At 63.3% G+C, this 17,761-nt stretch carries 19 protein-coding genes; 12 read left to right on the forward strand and 7 right to left on the reverse strand.

Translation table 11 applies throughout. The features are described 5' to 3' along the window. Positions 1-45 precede the first annotated feature (45 nt). Positions 46-762 (reverse strand): ArsR/SmtB family transcription factor, encoded by a 717-nt coding sequence (locus tag M5G17_RS04200; RefSeq protein ID WP_273891762.1) that lies wholly within the window; start codon positions 760-762, stop codon positions 46-48. Between the two features lie 537 nt (positions 763-1,299). Then, positions 1,300-2,211 carry a LysR family transcriptional regulator gene (locus M5G17_RS04205; protein ID WP_273891887.1) on the reverse strand — a complete coding sequence of 304 codons (912 nt, stop codon included), beginning with the start codon at positions 2,209-2,211 and terminating at the stop codon, positions 1,300-1,302. Positions 2,212-2,322: 111 nt separating this feature from the next. Here M5G17_RS04205 and M5G17_RS04210 point away from each other — a divergent pair, with 111 nt between their 5' ends. Next, a complete protein-coding gene (locus tag M5G17_RS04210) occupies positions 2,323-3,336 on the forward strand; it encodes a zinc-binding alcohol dehydrogenase family protein (protein ID WP_273891888.1) in 1,014 nt (337 codons plus the stop codon). 125 nt (positions 3,337-3,461) lie between these two features. Next, positions 3,462-3,626 carry a hypothetical protein gene (locus M5G17_RS04215; RefSeq protein ID WP_273891763.1) on the forward strand — a complete coding sequence of 55 codons (165 nt, stop codon included), beginning with the start codon at positions 3,462-3,464 and terminating at the stop codon, positions 3,624-3,626. Here M5G17_RS04215 and M5G17_RS04220 read toward each other — a convergent pair. Both M5G17_RS04220 and M5G17_RS04225 read right to left on the reverse strand, forming a co-directional pair. Further along, positions 3,610-4,791, reverse strand: coding sequence for a multidrug effflux MFS transporter (locus M5G17_RS04220; RefSeq protein ID WP_273891764.1), 1,182 nt, complete (start codon positions 4,789-4,791; stop codon positions 3,610-3,612). The two genes, M5G17_RS04215 and M5G17_RS04220, sit on opposite strands and share 17 nt — an antisense overlap. 114 nt (positions 4,792-4,905) lie before the next feature. Then, complete coding sequence (locus tag M5G17_RS04225) at positions 4,906-5,103, reverse strand: heavy-metal-associated domain-containing protein (protein ID WP_273891766.1); 198 nt, start codon at positions 5,101-5,103, stop codon at positions 4,906-4,908. A 147-nt stretch (positions 5,104-5,250) separates the two neighbouring features. On the opposite strand from M5G17_RS04225, the gene M5G17_RS04230 reads away from it, so the two are divergent. From M5G17_RS04230 to cueR, 3 genes are read left to right on the forward strand one after another with little or no spacing between them, the layout of a single operon-like run. Beyond that, positions 5,251-5,637, forward strand: a complete 387-nt coding sequence (locus tag M5G17_RS04230; RefSeq protein WP_130262973.1) for a hypothetical protein — start codon at positions 5,251-5,253, stop codon at positions 5,635-5,637. Between the two features lie 54 nt (positions 5,638-5,691). Then, entirely contained in the window at positions 5,692-8,094 is a 2,403-nt protein-coding gene (locus M5G17_RS04235) for a heavy metal translocating P-type ATPase (RefSeq protein WP_273891768.1), read from the forward strand. After that, positions 8,091-8,495 (forward strand): Cu(I)-responsive transcriptional regulator, encoded by a 405-nt coding sequence (cueR, locus tag M5G17_RS04240; RefSeq protein WP_038997336.1) that lies wholly within the window; start codon positions 8,091-8,093, stop codon positions 8,493-8,495. Before M5G17_RS04235 ends, cueR begins: the two co-directional genes overlap by 4 nt. Positions 8,496-8,501: 6 nt before the next feature. On the opposite strand, the gene M5G17_RS04245 is transcribed toward cueR, so the two are convergent. Both M5G17_RS04245 and M5G17_RS04250 read right to left on the reverse strand, forming a co-directional pair. Then, positions 8,502-9,395: a PA4780 family RIO1-like protein kinase gene (locus M5G17_RS04245; protein ID WP_273891771.1), complete on the reverse strand. Its 894-nt coding sequence runs from the start codon at positions 9,393-9,395 to the stop codon at positions 8,502-8,504. Between the two features lie 444 nt (positions 9,396-9,839). Beyond that, positions 9,840-10,628 carry an AraC family transcriptional regulator gene (locus M5G17_RS04250; RefSeq protein ID WP_273891772.1) on the reverse strand — a complete coding sequence of 263 codons (789 nt, stop codon included), beginning with the start codon at positions 10,626-10,628 and terminating at the stop codon, positions 9,840-9,842. An 87-nt stretch (positions 10,629-10,715) separates the two neighbouring features. Between M5G17_RS04250 and M5G17_RS04255 the strand changes: the two genes are divergently transcribed. Next, the gene (locus M5G17_RS04255; RefSeq protein ID WP_273891773.1) at positions 10,716-11,738 is read left to right on the forward strand and encodes a bile acid:sodium symporter family protein; all 1,023 of its coding nucleotides are present in this window, start codon (positions 10,716-10,718) and stop codon (positions 11,736-11,738) included. Here M5G17_RS04255 and M5G17_RS04260 read toward each other — a convergent pair. Continuing rightward, positions 11,725-13,002, reverse strand: a complete 1,278-nt coding sequence (locus M5G17_RS04260; protein WP_273891774.1) for an acetyl-CoA C-acetyltransferase — start codon at positions 13,000-13,002, stop codon at positions 11,725-11,727. The genes M5G17_RS04255 and M5G17_RS04260 overlap by 14 nt on opposite strands. Positions 13,003-13,118: 116 nt before the next feature. On the opposite strand from M5G17_RS04260, the gene M5G17_RS04265 reads away from it, so the two are divergent. The 6 genes from M5G17_RS04265 to M5G17_RS04290 all read left to right on the forward strand — a co-directional run bounded on the left by M5G17_RS04265 (position 13,119) and on the right by M5G17_RS04290 (position 17,679). Beyond that, entirely contained in the window at positions 13,119-14,471 is a 1,353-nt protein-coding gene (locus M5G17_RS04265; RefSeq protein WP_273891775.1) for a 3-oxoacyl-ACP reductase, read from the forward strand. Between the two features lies 1 nt (position 14,472). After that, positions 14,473-15,327, forward strand: coding sequence for a MaoC family dehydratase (locus M5G17_RS04270; RefSeq protein WP_273891776.1), 855 nt, complete (start codon positions 14,473-14,475; stop codon positions 15,325-15,327). A gap of 61 nt (positions 15,328-15,388) precedes the next feature. Continuing rightward, positions 15,389-15,694 carry a MazG-like family protein gene (locus M5G17_RS04275; protein WP_273891777.1) on the forward strand — a complete coding sequence of 102 codons (306 nt, stop codon included), beginning with the start codon at positions 15,389-15,391 and terminating at the stop codon, positions 15,692-15,694. Further along, positions 15,691-16,440 carry a methyltransferase domain-containing protein gene (locus tag M5G17_RS04280; RefSeq protein WP_273891778.1) on the forward strand — a complete coding sequence of 250 codons (750 nt, stop codon included), beginning with the start codon at positions 15,691-15,693 and terminating at the stop codon, positions 16,438-16,440. The genes M5G17_RS04275 and M5G17_RS04280 overlap by 4 nt, the downstream gene beginning before the upstream one ends. Positions 16,441-16,463: 23 nt before the next feature. Then, positions 16,464-17,099 (forward strand): DUF4136 domain-containing protein, encoded by a 636-nt coding sequence (locus M5G17_RS04285; protein ID WP_273891779.1) that lies wholly within the window; start codon positions 16,464-16,466, stop codon positions 17,097-17,099. A 19-nt stretch (positions 17,100-17,118) separates the two neighbouring features. After that, positions 17,119-17,679 carry a DUF4136 domain-containing protein gene (locus M5G17_RS04290; protein WP_130262961.1) on the forward strand — a complete coding sequence of 187 codons (561 nt, stop codon included), beginning with the start codon at positions 17,119-17,121 and terminating at the stop codon, positions 17,677-17,679. The last annotated feature ends 82 nt before the right edge of the window (positions 17,680-17,761 follow it).

The raw sequence follows: 17,761 nt of genomic DNA on the forward strand, positions 1-17,761 counted from the left end.
GGCAGCCCAAGTGCTGCCGCACCGCGCAACGACGCCTTGCCTGGCTCAGCCTGCGGTTTTCAATACCGGCAGTTGGGCCATACGGTTGATATGCGCCAAACCTTGGGCGTTGATCTGCAACATCCGTGACGCTTCACTCTCACGTATCCAGCCAGACTGCAGGAACAGCTTGAGCAAGCTGCTGCCCAGCGCGCCACCAAGGTGAGGACGGTGGTCGCTCCATTCACTGCAACAGCGACAACTGCTGAAGCTGCGACGCTGATGCTGGGCCAGGGCGCCGATGAAAATCCCGTAAGCGGCAAACTGTGTACGTCCAATACTGGTGACTTCGATTTGCTGCTCGCTACCTTCCAGCCAGCCGGCATCGAACAAGCGCTGATACAGATCCGCAGCCAACTCGCCTCCCAGGTGATCCCCGCACAATCGCGCCCGGCGCATGGACAGGGGGATACCGCCCACCGCCTGCTCGGGACTGCCTTCGGGCATGTTTACCTGGACGCTGGCCAGCGCTTCGACGGCGGCCCCGACTTCCGGTGCGGCCAGCCTGAAATAGCGTTTACGCCCCCTTGGCTCCAGCTTGAGCAATCCACTGGCGGATAATCTGGCCAGGTGAGCGCAGGCCGAGGACGGGGTCAGGCCTGCCATGCTGGCCAGCTCATCGGACGGACGCGCCATGCCATCAATCAAGGCCCAAAGCATGGCACTGCGTTTCGGGTCGGCCAGCAAGCTGGCGATCTGGCTGATACTCGTTACTGGTTTCATATCTCAACTCCCTGCGAGATCATGTCTGATATCGATTGATTAACCATGTCGGCAGCATTTACTGCGAGGTGTCCGATGCCAGAGAGCCAGGAAGTCAACGTTATCAACGTCGCCGTCATCTCGTCGCAATAAGAATATACAAAAGTCTTTCAGCGTATTTGCGACCAAGCACACTTCAGCGAAACTCGACCCGGGGCAAAGCCAGGTAACGTCTGGTTGAGAGACAACCCTTGCCAGCCTGGACATGGAAGTATCTCTCGCTGGAAATGACTGCTGGATCCATTATAAACCGGGTAGCGCAAACAATATTTCGACCAGCCCCATGGTATTGGCAACCTCAGCCAGGGCCTCTGCGCTCAGCACAGCGCAGGCATTTCCAGTGGAACACGCCAGCCCCCACAACACGTATCTCGCTATCAACAACCGGGCTATCAACAACAACCAACAACCCGATAAAACCTACAACAATTTTTGCTCCAACTTACAATTAATAGTGTTTAACATGTAGGCACAGCAGCGAAGATTTTTCCGTTCAATTTAATTGTCCAACATTTCAAACATCGCCTGGCAACGTGCTCTAATTAAATCCCGCAACAACTGCACCGGCTTGCCCAACTGCGCCCGGTGGGTACACATCAAGTTCAAGGGCGCCGGCTCACCACGCAGGTGCGGCAACAACAACTTCAAGCGACCCGCCTGCACATCACCGGCAACATCCAGCCAAGACTTGTAAGCAATCCCCGCCCCAGCCACGGCCCAGCGCCGAACCACATCGGCATCATCACAGAAACGATCACCGCTCACGCCCACGCTCGCGGCACTGGCCCCCTGGCCAAATCGCCAGTGGTCGTGGATGCGATTGCCCAATTGGTACAACAGGCAATTGTGCTGTGCCAATTCAGCAATCTGTGCCGGTTCCCCACAACGGGCCAGATAGGCAGGAGACGCACACAACACCCGCCGGTTATCCAGGCACAGGGGCAAGGCCACCAGTCTGGAGTCCTCCGGGGCGCCATAACGCAAGGCGATATCCGCCGACTGGCGAAACAGGTCGGCATTACGATCGCCCAACAACAGGCGCACATTGAGCTGCGGGTGCTCGCGTTGCAGTTCGTCGAGCCAGGGCAGCAGCACGTTTCGGCCGAAGTCCGACGGCGCCGACAACAACAGGGTGCCACCGACCTGATCCTGACCATGGGCCAGGACCCGTCGTCCTTGCTCCAGGCTCGACAGCGCAGATCGGGCATGTTGCAAATAACTTTCACCCTCGGCGGTCAAGCGCAGATTGCGGGTCGAACGGGCCAGCAAGCGCACGCCCAGTTGCTGCTCAAGACGCTTGAGCGAGGCACTGGCAACTGCCGGTGACAGGTTCAGCAGGCGTGCCGCCGCTGACAGGCTGCCCGTTTCGGCGGCCCGGACGAACAGTTGCAGATCGTCGATACGCACCAGCCCACCCTCTATTATCAAAAAATCATTGAAAGAATCTGTTGTTTTAGCGGCTTTTTCTGGCAAGTGAAAGCATCAATCATGGCCACATTGACTCTGCCTCGAGAACTGCTCATGAAAGCCATTGCCTATTACCACTGCCTGCCGATCAGCGACGCGGCTGCGCTGAAGGACATCGAATTGCCAGCTCCCGAGCCCGGTCCGCGCGACTTGCTGGTAGAAGTGCGGGCGATCTCGGTCAACCCGGTCGACACCAAGGTTCGCCAGAACGTCCAGCCAGAAGGTGGCGCGGCCAAGGTCCTGGGCTGGGATGTCGCCGGGGTGGTCAAAGCGGTGGGCAGCGATGTCAGCCTGTTCCAGCCGGGAGACAAGGTGTATTACGCCGGCTCCATCGCCCGTGCTGGTGGCAACAGCGAACTGCACGTGGTGGATGAGCGAATCGTCGGGCATATGCCCAAGCGCCTGGGTTTTGCCGAGGCCGCTGCACTGCCGTTGACCGCCATCACCGCCTGGGAGCTGCTGTTCGAGCGCTTGCAGATTGCCGAAGGCCAACAGGATCTGGGCCAAAGCCTGTTGATCGTTGGCGCTGCCGGCGGTGTCGGCTCGATCCTCACCCAACTGGCGAGCCAACTGACCGGCCTCACCGTCATCGGCACTGCATCGCGCCCACAGACCCAGGACTGGGTGCGTGAGCTCGGTGTCGATCAGGTGGTCGATCACAGTCAGCCGCTCGCCACTGCCCTCAAGGCCCAGGGCATCGACCAGGTAACTCATGTGGCGAGCCTGACGCAGACCGACCAGCATCTGGATCAACTGGTCGAAGCCCTGGCGCCGCAAGGCAAACTGGCGCTGATCGATGACCCCAAGCAACTGGATGTGAGCAAGCTCAAGCGCAAGAGCCTGTCGCTGCACTGGGAGTTCATGTACACCCGCTCGCTGTTCGAAACCGCGGACATGATCGAGCAGCACCACCTGCTCAACCGGGTGGCTGATCTGATCGACAACGGCACGCTGAAAACCACCCTGGGTGAGCACTTCGGCACCATCAACGCCGCCAACCTGCGCCGCGCCCACGCCCTGCTCGAAAGCGGCGCAGCCAAGGGCAAGATCGTCCTCGAAGGCTTTTGAAACAGCGCGCCCACCGTACTTGCGGGGTGGGCGCGACCGTCAGTCCGACAACTGATCCAGGTCATTCCGCTACCTGTGGCCGGCGCTACAATGCATCAGCCAACGCCAACCTCAGGTATGCAGATATGAATATCCAGGTCAGTGCATCAGCAAAAAAGCCCGGCTGCCCATGGCAGGTTCAGCTAGACCAGCATGTCGTCAGCTTTCGCAGCGAGGCCGAAGCCCGCGCCTTCGTCAGCACCCTGCAAGCGCGGCTCCAGGCCCCGCATCCGCTCAAACGCAGCGGCTGAGGTTCAGTCGCCGGGTGAGCATCGCCACGCTGACCACCGCCAAGCCGCACAAGCTGATGACGATGGCCATCGGTACCGCCGTGCCGTCATGCAGCACGCCGACCAGCGCTGCCGCACCGGCGGCGACACTGAACTGCAGGCAACCGAGCAGCGCCGAAGCGCTACCGGCCCGTGCCCCCTGCCCGCTCATGGCCAAGGCCGAGGCATTGGGGATGATGCAGCCCAAGCTAGCAATGCAAACGAACAGTGGAATCAGCAACGGCCACAGCGCCGCCGGGTGCAAGGCACTGATGCCCAGCAGGGTCAGGCCTGCCGCCAGGTAAACCCACACCGCACGCGCCAGCAGCAAGGCTGGGCCACGCTTGGCCAGCAACCGCGCATTGACCTGCGCGACCAGAATGAACCCCGCCGCGTTGCTGCCGAACAACCAACCGTAATGCTCGGCAGGCACCCCATAGAGCTTGATGAATACGAACGGCGAGCCGGCGATATAGGCAAACATCCCGGCGATGGCAATGCCGCCGGTCAAGGCGTGGCCAAGAAAGATGCGCTCCTTGAACAAGCGCCCGTACTGGCGCAGCGAACCGGACAAGGGCGGGCGCGGCTGGTTGGCCGGCAGGCTTTCCGGCAGTCCCAGGGCCACAGCCAGGGTGCACAGGGCGCTGAACAGGGTCAGGGCGAGGAAGATCGACTGCCAGCCATAGAGGTTGACCATCACCCCGCCCAGCATCGGCGCAAGGATCGGCGCCAGGCCCATGACCAGCATCAACTGCGAAAAGACCTTGGCCGACCCCACCGCATCGCACTTGTCGCTGACAATCGCGCGCGACAGTACCATCCCGGCGCAACCGCCCAGGGCCTGAACGAAGCGCGCCAGGATCAGCGCATCAAGGGTCGGCGCAAAGGCGCAGGCCAGTGACGCCAGGGTGAACAGCGTGACCCCAACCAGCAGCGGGACGCGCCGGCCAAAGCGGTCGGCCACCGGCCCGTAGGCTAGTTGGCCAAGCGACAGGCCAAGAAAGTACGCCGCAAGCGTGGTCTGAATGTGCTTCTCGTCAGTGCCGAAGGCCAGAGCCATGGCCGGGAAGCCGGGCAGGTAGAAGTCGATCGCCAGGGGCCCGAAGGCACTCAGGGCGCCGAGAATCAGGATGGTTCGCAGGTTCATCGGAAATCCGTAGCAGGCTAAGCAAGTCCGCTAGTCTAACCGCCCTGCCGGGGTTTCGCTGGCCGAGTTACGCCTGCGCGATGAATCTTTTATCCACCGCGCAAGCGTCAGTGCTCAGACTGCTTCGGCGGCATAGCCCCCTTCGCGAATCGCCGTGAGAATATCCTCAGTCGGCAACTCGCTCTTTACTTTTACCTGCTTCTGGCCCAGATCGACCTCAACCTTGGCCTCTGCATCCTGGGCCAAAACCGCGCGAGTGACAGCCTTGACGCAATGGCCGCAGGTCATTCCTTGAACAGTGAATACTTGCATTGCAACAGCCTCCTGTGGGGTTTGAGCGCAGTCTCAAGCTTGCCACCGGGGCAAGGTCAAGTTCATTGATTGTCTGCCGGGCTGGAAATCATCGTGCCGCTGCGCCAAGCTGCAGGCCTGACGATTGATAAGCAGGAGTTTGATTTCATGCGCAGGGCAGCTTTAGGTCTGATCGGCCTGCTGGGAGTAATGGGTCTGGTACCCCAGGCCAGTGCCGAGGGCAACGCCGACTACAGCATTCTGACCATTTCCCGCGAACGCCTGGAAGTGGCGACCTCATGCGAGATCGGTGTGTACCTTGATGACCAGCTGTCTGCGCGGCTGTTCCAGGAGCAGACGACCTCGTTCAACTTGCCACCGGGCAAGGTCGCGGTTCGCCTGCGCCTGCTGCCGGCACAGATGCCGGGTTGCCAGAACGGCCTGGAAAACCAGCGCAGTCAACAACTGACCCTCAAGGCCGGTGAGATCAATAAATACCGCATCGCCATGGACCAGAATGGCCTCAAGCTGATCAGAGCCGGCTTGGGCTATTGACCTTCCCCGCATGGCAAGGTTGATGCTTGAGGCCTGTCCAAGGAGGAATGCCCCATGTCCGCATCTACCACGTTCGACCTGCCGATTGCCGGCATGACCTGCGCCAGCTGTGCTGGCCGGGTCGAGCGCGCCCTGCGCAAGGTCGTCGGTGCCGAACAGGTCAGTGTCAACCTGGCCACCGAACAGGCCCGGGTCCAGGCCCCGGCCGACAGCCTGCCGGCGCTGGTCGAAGCCGTTGAACAAGCCGGCTATAGCGTGCCATCCCAGACCCTGGAACTGCAGATTGGCGGCATGACCTGCGCCTCCTGCGCCGGACGCGTCGAGCGCGCCCTGGCCAAGGTCCCGGGGGTGCAGCAGGTAACCGTCAACCTTGCCAATGAACGCGCCCACCTGCAGCTGTTTGGCCCGGTCGACAGCAGCGTGCTGATCGATGCTGTCAGCCATGCCGGCTACTCGGCAAGCCTGCCACAGAGCGCCAAGGTCAACCAGGCCGACGCCGAACGCCGCCTGCACAAGGAGCGCTGGGCAGTAGCCCTGGCCGTGCTGCTGGCCCTGCCGCTGGTGCTGCCCATGGTCCTGCAACCCTTTGGCATCCACTGGATGCTGCCGGCCTGGGCGCAGTTCGTTCTCGCCACGCCAGTGCAGTTCATCCTCGGCGCGCGTTTCTATGTTGCTGCCTGGAAAGCCGTGCGCGCTGGCGCCGGCAACATGGACCTGCTGGTGGCCACGGGTACCAGCGCCGGTTACGGCCTGAGTATCTACGAATGGGCCACGGCCAGCCCCGGGATCATGCCGCACCTGTACTTTGAAGCCTCGGCGGTGGTGATTGCCTTGATTCTGCTCGGCAAATACCTGGAAAGCCGGGCCAAGCGCCAGACCGCCAGTGCCATCCGCGCCCTGGAAGCTCTGCGCCCGGAGCGTGCGCTGTTGCTGGTCGACGGCCAGGAGCGTGATGTCGCCATCAGCGAACTGCGCCTGCACGACTTGGTGCTGGTCAAGCCCGGTGAGCGTTTCCCGGTCGACGGTGAAGTGGTCGAGGGCCAGAGCCACGCCGACGAAGCGCTGATCAGCGGTGAAAGCCTGCCAGTGCCGAAGCAACCCGGCGACAAGGTCACCGGTGGCGCGATCAACGGTGAAGGCCGCCTGCTGGTGCGCACCCTGGCCTTGGGCACGGAAACCGTACTGGCACGGATCATCCGCCTGGTCGAAGACGCCCAGGCCGCCAAGGCACCGATCCAGAAACTGGTCGACCGGGTCAGCCAGGTGTTCGTCCCGGCCGTGCTGGTGCTGGCGCTGATCACCCTGGTGGGCTGGTGGTTGAGCGGAGCACCGATTGAAACCGCACTGATCAACGCCGTCGCCGTGCTGGTCATTGCCTGCCCTTGCGCCCTGGGTCTGGCCACACCGACCGCGATCATGGCCGGTACCGGCGTCGCCGCCCGCCATGGCATCCTGATCAAGGACGCCGAGGCCCTGGAGCGCGCCCATGCGGTCAACCGCGTGGTGTTCGACAAGACCGGCACCCTGACCTCCGGTAGCCCGCGTATTGTCCACAGCCAGGCGCTGGAGGGCGAGCAGGCGCAACTGTTGCAATGGGCCGGAGCCCTGCAGCGCGGCAGCGAGCACCCGCTGGCCAAGGCGGTGCTCGATGCCTGTGAAGAGCAAGGCCTGGTGGTGGCCGATATCAGCAACAGCCAGTCGCTGACCGGACGCGGTATCGCCGGCAGCCTCGAGGGTCGCGAATTGGCCCTGGGCAACCGCCGCCTGCTCGATGAAAGCGGCCTGCAACCGGGCGAGCTGGCCAGCAGCGCCAAGGCCTGGGAAGCCGAAGGCCGTACCCTGTCATGGTTGATCGAGCGCAGCCCACAGCCACGGGTGCTGGGCCTGTTCGCCTTTGGTGACAGCCTCAAGCCTGGCGCCGGGCAAGCAGTACGGCAATTGGCCGGGCAAGGTATCAGCAGCCACCTGCTGACCGGTGACAACCGCGGCAGTGCCAAGGTGGTGGGTGAAGCCCTGGGTATCAGCGACGTGTACGCCGAAGTGCTGCCTGCCGACAAGGCCGCCACCGTTGCCACGCTCAAGCAGTCCGGCGTGGTCGCCATGGTCGGTGACGGTATCAACGATGCGCCGGCGCTGGCCGCCGCCGACATCGGCATTGCCATGGGCGGCGGCACCGACGTGGCCATGCAGGCCGCCGGTATCACCCTGATGCGCGGCGATCCGCGGCTGGTGCCAGCCGCCCTGGAAATCAGCCGCAAGACCTACGCCAAGATCCGCCAGAACCTGTTCTGGGCGTTTATCTACAACCTGATCGGTATTCCGCTGGCCGCCTTCGGCATGCTCAACCCGGTACTGGCCGGCGCGGCCATGGCCCTGTCGAGCGTCAGTGTGGTCAGCAATGCGCTACTGCTGAAAACCTGGAAACCCGCTACCCCGCCCGAGGACCAAGCCCCATGAACATCGGCCAGGCTGCCCGCCGCTCGGGCCTGAGTGCGAAAATGATCCGTTACTACGAGTCAATTGGCCTGCTCAAGCCAGCCCTGCGCAGCGACAGCGGCTATCGCCTGTACCAACAGGATGACTTGCACCAATTGGCGTTCATCAAGCGCTCGCGAGACTTGGGCTTTTCTCTGGAAGAAGTCGCCCGCCTGCTGACCCTGTGGCAGGACCGCCAGCGCGCCAGCGCCGACGTCAAGGCCCTGGCCAGCCAGCACATTGACGACCTCAACAGGCGGATCGAGGAGTTGGTGAGTTTGCGCGATACCTTGAGCGAGCTGGTCGCTCACTGCCAGGGCGACGACCGCCCCGACTGCCCGATCCTCAAAGACCTGGCAGCCGGCGGCAGTTGCTGTCACTGACGAGATTTACTGCAGCCAAGGCGGCGCCGGTTCTTCGTCTTTGACCGTGCCCCGCTCGGCGTCGGCCTTCGCCGCACGCCGACGAGCGTCATCAAAGCGCGCAGCGTCGATCTCGCGCATCACCCCATCCACATCGGCGCTGTGCTCGTCATCGGCAAATACCCCGGTCAACGGGCTTTCCGGCAGCAGCGTGCCTGCCTGGTACAGGGCCCACATCTCGCGAGCGTAGCGCGTCTGCTTGAGCTCCGGGGCAAAACGCCCGAAGTAGGCGGCCATGTTGCCGACATCGCGCTCGAGCATACTGAACGCATGGTTGTTGCCCGCGGCGTCCACGGCTTGCGGCAGGTCGATGATGACCGGGCCATCAGGGCCGAGCAGCACGTTGAACTCCGACAGGTCGCCATGCACCAGCCCGGTGCAGAGCATCAGCACGATCTGGCGAATCACGAAAGCGTGGTACTCCCGGGCCTGCTCAGGCTCCAGGTGCACGTCGTTCAGGCGTGGCGCGGCGTCCCCGTGTTCATCGGCCACCAGCTCCATGAGCAGCACGCCATCGAGAAAGTCGTAAGGCTTGGGCACCCGTACACCGGCATTGGCCAGGCGGAACAGCGCGGCCACTTCGGCGTTCTGCCAAGCGTCTTCGGCCTCTTTGCGGCCGAACTTGGAGCCCTTGGCCATGGCCCGGGCCTGGCGACTGTTGCGCACCTTGCGGCCTTCCTGGTACTCGGCGGCCTGGCGGAAACTGCGCTTGTTGGCTTCTTTGTAGACCTTGGCGCACCGTAGCTCCCGACCGCAGCGGACCACATACACTGCGGCCTCCTTGCCACTCATCAGCGGTCGCAGTACCTCGTCGACCAGTCCATCTTCAACCAGCGGTTCAATGCGTTTTGGAGTCTTCATCGGTTTTTGTCGGGGGTCCTGTCTGGCCAAACACGTGATTGTTATAGGTCACAGGTCCGAAAACCTGCGTATCGCTGAAGCAAGCCGCACTGCGTTGTAACGGCTATCTGCCTGACTTGCCATTCTTTTTATGGCCGAAGGCGACCAATCGGTCACAAAAATCGCCAATCGCTAATAAATACGGGGCAATACCCGCAAGTAACACTTTATTTCCAGAGCACACGGCGGATGTAGTCTGCAGCAGACTCGTACGTTTACAAGAAAAATTCTGGGCCTTTGCCGTAATCGCCGCCTTGCCGGTGATTCTGGTCCCCACCCTGTCGTAAGGCTTTTTGCGCCCTTGAGATCGAGCCACATTTGTTGCAACGTGCCATAGCCTGTTAGAGCGGCGTTGCCAGCTTTGGTGCATGGCGAGAGAGCGTGTTGAGACCGAAAACCTGACGGTTACAGGCGCAGCTCGCCTGGGGTGAAGCCGAACAAGCCCTTGAACGCGGCGATGTAGGCCGAAGTGGAGTCGTAACCGCAGCCCAGCGCGGCTTCGGTCACACTCTGCCTGGCCTGCAGGGCAGTCAGCGACGACAACAGGCGCATGCGCTGGCGCCAACTGCGAAAGCTCAAGCCGGTTTCACGCAGAAACAGACGCGTCAGGGTTTTCTCCGAAGTGTTCAGGCGCTGTGCCCACTGCCCAAGGGTTTGTGCCTGTTCAGGGTGGGCGAGCAGTTCGTTGCACAATTGCAGCAAGCGCGGTTGCTGTGGCAAAGGCAGCGAAAAGCTCACCTGTGGCAGCGCCCGCAACTGGTCGAGCAACACCGCCACCAACCGCGCCTCGGCGCTGTCGCCTTCAGGGTAGGCCACCGGCAACAGGCAGAACTGCTTGATCAGCTCGCGGGCCAGCGGTGTTACTTCCAGCACCCGGCACTGCGCCGGCGCCCAGCTGGCCACTTCGCGGCGCACATACAGGCTGCGCATCTCGGCCTGCATCGAGGTCACCACCTCATGCTCGACCCCGGCCGGAATCCATACGCCCCACTGTGGCGGGGCGAAGTAACTGCCTTCGGCGGTATAGACCCCGAGCACACCGCTGATCGCATAGGAAAACTGCACCCAGTCATGCTGATGGCGCGGCGTCCACGAACCGGCACCGAGGCTTTCGGCGCGCGCATACAGTGGCCGGGGCAAGCGCTGTAGTTGCGGAATCGCCCGGGCCGGGGGTTGTTGTCCGTTACTCGGCATCAGTTGGCCTTATATCGCAAGACGGTAAACACCTGCCGAGCGTAGCCTCTGGGCTCAATGAATACAAAATGATTCGCAGGCCCGCCTATGCAAGTGCTCCAACACCTCAAACGCGTGGTAACCGACTGGTTTCTGTGCGGCATGTTCCTGGCCACCTTCCTCGCCTGGCTGTTCCCCCAGTTCGGCCGCAGCGGCGGCGCCATGCACGCTGAAGTGGTGATCAATGTCGGTGTGTTCCTGGTGTTTTTCCTGCACGGCATCAACCTGTCCAGCGAGCAGATCGGTCACGGCCTGAAAAACTGGCGCCTGCACCTGATGGTCCAGGGCTTCACCTTCATGGTCTTTCCGCTGCTGTGGTGGCTGGGCAATAAAGTACTTGGCAACCAGTTGCCAGCACTGCTGATGCTCGGTTTCTTCTACCTCTGCGCCCTGCCCTCGACCATCTCCTCGTCGGTGGCGCTGACCGGCAGTGCTGGCGGCAACGTGCCGGCGGCGATCCTCAACGCCAGCCTGTCCAGCGTACTCGGCATCTTCCTCACCCCCTGGCTGGTCAGCCTGGTGGTCGGCAGTGGCAGCGACGGCATCGACCTGGGCGCCACCCTGCTCGATCTCTGCGCACTGTTGCTGCTGCCACTGGTGCTTGGCCAATTGCTGCGGCCCTGGTTCGGGCGCTTCTTTACCCGGCACAAGCGCTACACCAATATCGTGGATAAGTTGGTGATCCTGCTGCTGGTGTACGTGGCGTTCTGCAACTCGATGGTCTCGGGAATGTGGCAGCAGCAAGGCAGCTCGGTAATTGCCATTGCTCTGGTTGGCAGCGCCCTGCTGCTAGCGTTGATCCTGCTGCTCACCACCCACAGCGCCCGGGTGCTGAACTTCAGCCCGGCGGACGAGGTGGCTGCGGTATTTTGTGCCAGCAAGAAATCCCTGGCTGCAGGTGCGCCGATGGCCGCGCTGATTTTCGGCGCACACCCGGGGTTGGGGCTGATCCTGCTGCCGATCATGATCTACCACCCGCTGCAACTGATCGTCTGCTCGATCATGGCCGAGCACTACGCCAATCGCCCGGCCCCGCTGGTCAGTCAGCCCGCGTCGGTCAACGCTCGATGATCGCCGTCACGCCCTGACCGCCAGCGGCGCAGATGGAGATCAGGCCACGGCCCTTGCCAGCACTGGCCAGCAACTTGGCCATGTTGGCCAGAATGCGCCCGCCGGTTGCCGCAAAGGGATGCCCGGCGGCCAATGAGCTGCCCTTGACGTTGAGTTTGCTGCGGTCGATCGACCCCAAAGGCGCCTCCAGGCCCAAGCGACTTTTGCAGTACTCGGGGTCTTCCCAGGCCTTGAGGGTGCACAACACCTGCGCGGCGAAGGCTTCGTGGATTTCGTAATAGTCGAAGTCCTGCAGGGTCAGGCCATTGCGGGCCAACAACCTTGGTACGGCGTAGGCCGGCGCCATCAACAGCCCTTCGTGACCTTTGACGAAATCCACGGCAGCCGTTTCGCCATCGACCAGGTAGGCCAGCACTGGCAGCCCGCGCTCGCGAGCCCAGTCTTCACTGCCCAGCAGCACCACTGAAGCTCCGTCGGTGAGCGGGGTCGAGTTACCCGGGGTCAGCGTGCCCTTGTCGCTGCGCTCGAACACCGGCTTAAAGCTGGCGAGCTTCTCCAGGGTCAGCTCGGGGCGCAGGTTGTTGTCGCGGGTCAGGCCCAAAAAGGGGGTCAGCAGGTCGTCGTGCCAGCCATCGGCAAAGGACGCCGCCAGGTTGTGGTGACTGAGCAGGGCCAGTTGGTCCTGATCCTGTCGCGCGATTTTCCAGGTCTGTGCCATCAGCTCGCAGTGCTGGCCCATGGACAGGCCCGTGCGCGCTTCACCATTACGCGGCAACTCCGGCTTCAGATGCCCGGGACGCAGGCGCAAAAAGGCCTTGAGTTTCTCGCCGGTGGTGCTCGCCCGGTTGGCCTGGAGGAGGATCTGACGCAGCTCTTCATTGACCGCAATGGGGGCATCGGAAGTGCTGTCGACACCCCCGGCGATGCCGCTGTCGATCTGCCCCAGGGCAATCTTGTTGGCCACCAGCAGCGCCGTTTCCAGCCCCGTGCCACAGGCCAGTTGCACATCGTAGGCCGGTGTTTGCGGGGACAAACGCGAACCGAGCACGCTTTCGCGGCTGATGTTCATGTCACGCGAATGCTTGAGCACAGCCCCACCCACCACCTCGCCCAAGCGCAAGCCATGCAGGCCGTAGCGCTCGGTCAGCCCTTCGAGGGCGGCAGTGAACATCGCCTGGTTGCTGGCCTTGGCATAGGGGCCGTTGGAGCGGGAGAAAGGAATCCGATTACCGCCAATGATCGCGACCCGGCGCAATGAGCGCATACGTAACTTCCTCTTTTACGAAACGGTCCGCTACAGAGTAGGTGTTTTTTCCCCGGGCGAACGACCAATGGCCAATCATGGTCCACACTTTGGAGCTATTTCAGGGAGAACCGCATATGAGCGACCGCTATATCGACTTCGCCAACTCCGACCTTGGCCGCCGCCTGGTAGGCGCCGTCGGCCTGCCCAGCCCGGCCCGTCTGGAGCGCTGGGAGGCCGGTCGCCTGCGGCCGATCGAGGGTGCCCTGCTACTGGGCGGCGGGCCACTGGCAAAAACCGTCGAAAGCTTCGCCAAGCGCCTCACCGACGAGCTCTACAGCTTTGCCTGCCCAGAGCTTGAGGCCAGCGAGTGGGTGGCCGGGCTTGGGCCGAAACTCAAGGCGGTGGTGTTCGACGCCAGCGAACTGGACGATATCGACCAGCTCAAGCAACTGCGCGAGTTCTTCCAGCCACTGTTGCGCAGCTTGGCGCCGAGCGCGCATCTGGTCATTCTCGGTCGCGCTCCGGAGCAGCTCGACGACCCGCTGGCCCGCGTCGCCCAGCGCGCCCTTGAAGGCTTCAGCCGCTCCCTGGCCAAGGAACTGCGCGCCGGCGGCACCCTGCAACTGCTGTATGTCAGCGAAGCGGCGCAAGACCAGCTCGAAGGCGCCTTGCGTTTCTTTCTGTCGCCTAAAAGTGCCTTCATCTCTGGCCAGGTACTGCGCCTGGAAGCCTGCGGCGCCGTGGTCCAGGACTGGAGCCGGCCGCTGGCCGGGCGCAAGGCGCTGGTCACCGGTGCGGCCCGGGGCATCGGTGCGGCGATTGCCGAAACCCTGGCCCGCGATGGCGCCGAGGTGATCCTCCTTGATGTGCCCCAGGCCAAGACCGACCTCGAGGCACTGGCCGCACGCTTGGGCGGGCGTAGCCTGGCCCTGGACATCTGCGCCGCCGATGCTCCGGCGCAACTGCTCGAAGGCCTGCCCGAGGGCATCGACATCGTCGTGCACAATGCCGGCATCACTCGCGACAAGACCCTGGCCAACATGACCCCGGAGTTCTGGGACTCGGTGCTCGCGGTCAACCTCAAGGCCCCGCAACTATTGACCCAGGCACTGTTCGACAGTGGCGCCCTGCACGACAACGCGCGCATCGTTCTGCTCGCCTCGATCAGCGGCATCGCCGGTAACCGCGGCCAGGCCAACTACGCCGCCAGCAAGGCCGGGCTGATCGGCCTGGCCCAGGCCTGGGCGCCGAAGCTGGCCGAGCGCGGCGCCAGCATCAATGCCGTGGCCCCCGGCTTCATCGAAACCCGCATGACCGCGGCCATCCCCTTCACCCTGCGCGAAGCCGGGCGGCGCATGAGCTCACTGGGCCAGGGCGGCCTGCCCGAGGATGTCGCCGAAGCGGTGGCCTGGCTGGCGCAACCGGGCAGTGGCGCGGTCAATGGCCAGGTGCTGCGGGTCTGCGGTCAAGCCGTGATGGGGGCCTGAGATGACGCGCAAATGGATTGAGGTGAGCCGTACCGCTGCACTCTCCGGGCTGTACCTGCGTGCCGCGCGCAAACGCAAGATCAGTGGTGACAGCTTGCCCAGCAGCGGTTTGCGCTGCCAGCTGAGCGTCGATCCGCAGCAGTTGCAGGCGTACCGCAAGCTCTGCCATTTCAGCGACGACGGGCACCTGCCGCCGACTTTCCCCCACGTCATGGCCTTCGCCCTACAGATGCAACTGCTGACTGCCGCAGACTTTCCCTTCCCGCTGCTGGGGCTGGTGCACCTGCACAACCGCATTCGCGTGCTGCGCCCGCTGGGCGGCATCAGCCGCCTGCGCTTGCGCGTGCATGTGGATAACCTGCAAGCCCATGAAAAAGGCGCCACCTGTGACCTGATCACCGAAGCCGAGGACGGTCTGGGCCTGCTCTGGTCCGAGACCAGCCGCATGCTCTGCCGGGGCCTGAAACTGGCTGGCGAACCGACCGCAGTCGAAGCGCCTGAGGCCCTGCCCTTGAGCGAACTGACGCGCTGGTACGCTGACAGCGATATCGGCCGGCGGTACGCCAAGGTCTGCGGCGACTACAACCCGATCCACCTGAGCGCCGCCAGCGCCAGGCTGTTTGGCTTCCCCACCGCCATTGCCCACGGCATGTGGAGCAAGGCCATGGCCCTGGCGGCCCTGCGCGGGCACCTGCCGGTCAGTGGCTATGAGATCGAGGTGGGCTTCGTAAAACCGGTGCGCCTGCCCAGCGAGGTGATCCTCAATGCCAGCCCCGCTGCGGCCGAGGGCCAGTTGCGGCTCGACGGCCACGGCGAGCTTGTGCACATGCGCGGCGCCTGGCGCCCCTTGAGCTGACAGTGCCCTCTTGCGTTGCAACGGCGCCCGCCTGAAGCTATGCCGCTTGAGGAGAGCCCTGATGAACCTGCAAGAACTGACCCAACGCCTGCACCACATCCGCGACAGCAATGACTGGCGCGGCTTTCACAGCCCAAAGAACCTGGCCATGGCCGCCAGCGTCGAGATGGCCGAACTGGTGGAAATCTTCCAGTGGCTGACTGAAGACCAGTCGCGCCAATTGCCACCCGAGCAACTGGAGCACGCCGGTCAAGAGGTCGGCGACATCGTCCTCTACCTGTTGCTGCTGTGCAGCGAACTGGGCCTGGACATGGAGCAGGTGGTGAAAAGCAAACTGGCCGACAGCGAAAGGCGATTTGGCAAATGAACGACCGTCATTTCGATGAACTGGCCACCCGCTTTGCCGAGAAGATCTACGGTGGCGCCAAGGGTGCGATCCGCCTCGCGGTGTTGCAGGCCGACCTCGCCGAAGCCTTGCCCGATCGCCCGCTACGGGTCCTGGATATCGGCGCCGGCCTGGGCCACATGTCGCTGTGGCTGGCCCAACGCGGGCACCAGGTGACTCTGGCCGAGCCCGCAGCGCCAATGCTCGAAGGCGCCCGCGAGCGCTTTGCCGACGCCGGCCAGCAGGCCACTTTCATCCAGGCCCCCTGGCAGGAGCTGCTCGGCCAGCTGACCGAACCCTACGACCTGGTGCTGTGCCACGCGGTACTGGAATGGCTGGCCGAACCCGAGACCATCCTGCCGGTATTGCATCAGTTGACCTGCACCGACGGCCTGCTGTCGCTGGCGTTCTACAACCGTGACGCGCTGGTTTATCGCAACCTGCTCAAGGGCCATTTTCGCAAGTTGCGCAGCAATGAACTGGCCGGAGAAAAGCAGAGCCTGACCCCGCAAAAACCACTTGATCCACGTGCGCTCAAGGCGCAACTTGAAGACTTGTGGCAGGTCGAAAGTGAAAGTGGCGTGCGGGTGTTCCACGACTACATGCCGCGTGATTTCCAGGCCAAGGCCGAACTGCTCGACCTGCTGGAAATGGAACTGGCACACCGTCGTCATCCGGCCTTCGCCGGTCTTGGCCGCTACCTGCACTGGATCTGTCGACCGCGCTGAACCACGCCCGCCGGGAGGGTGACATGCCGTACCGTTTGACCCTGGGCCTGCTCTGCCTGACCCTGGCCGCCTGCCAGGGCAGCAACCCTTATGTCGCCAGCTCCCGGCCATTGCCACCGGCCCCAGCGCAAGCGGCCAAAAGTTTCGATGCCAGCGCCTACCCCGCAGCGCCCCGCGACTACGGGCGCTATCGCAGTTGGGCCTGGCGCAACGACCAATTGCCGGCAGGCAGCAGCTATGCCGAACCTGCGCAACTGGCCGATGCGGTGAGCAATGCTCTGGACCAGCGTGGCCTGCGCCCCGCACGCAACGGCCAGGCAGGCGACCTGCTGGTCAGTGCCGACCTGCGCCTGGAGCGGCGCTTGCGTCAGGTCCGCGAAGACTATAGCCCCTACGACAACTACCCCTACGGCGCGTATGGTGGCTACGGCAGTTACGGTCGTTATCACAACGGCTACGGGGTGTACGGCAGCGTGCCGCTGGTGCGCACTTACGAAGTCGAAGTGATGGTGGTGCGCGTCGACCTGTACGACGCCCGCGACGGCCAACCGGTGTGGAGCGCCAGCGCCGAAACCGCCAGCCAGGACTCCCAGGGCAAGCGCGCCGATGCCCTGCGCGAATCGGTGCAAAAAGCGCTGGCCAGCTATCCTCCCAGCTAAAGGTATACGGAGAACCATCATGTTGCAGCGTCTCGCTTTACTCTCGCTCCTGTTGTTGCTCGGTGCTTGCCAGAGCAACAACGTCACCCAGGACTTCGATGCCAGCCGCGACTTTGCCGCTTACCGTAGCTGGGTCTGGCAGGAACCGGGGTTGCAGTACCGCCCGGACGATCCACGGATCAAGAGCGACCTCACCGAGCAACGCATCCGCCAGGCTGTGGCCAACCAGCTCGATCAACGCGGCCTGCGCCCGGCCCAGGGCAACAGCCGCGGTGACCTCAAGGTCCAGGCTTACCTGATCGTCGAGAATCGCCAGCAACAGGTCACCACCAACTACGGCGGCGCCTGGGGTGGGTACTGGGGCGGCTACTGGGGTGGGCCGATGTACAACGAAACCCGCAGCGTCGACTACAAGGTGGCAACCATCCAGGTCGATCTGTTCGACGGTCGCGACGGCAAGCTGGTGTGGCGCGGCAGCGCCGAACAGATCATGAACAACTACCCGCCAAGCCCGCAGGAACGCAACTCGGCGATCAACGACACCGTCGCCAAACTGATGGCCAACTACCCGCCACGCTAAGCCTCGCATGCCAGTCACCATACCGGCGACTGGCCATTATCTTGGCTACACTCCTTGGCACTGCTGCTGCCCCGCGCGGCCA

This window comes from Pseudomonas rubra (assembly GCF_028656935.1).
Lineage (GTDB): Bacteria > Pseudomonadota > Gammaproteobacteria > Pseudomonadales > Pseudomonadaceae > Aquipseudomonas > Aquipseudomonas rubra.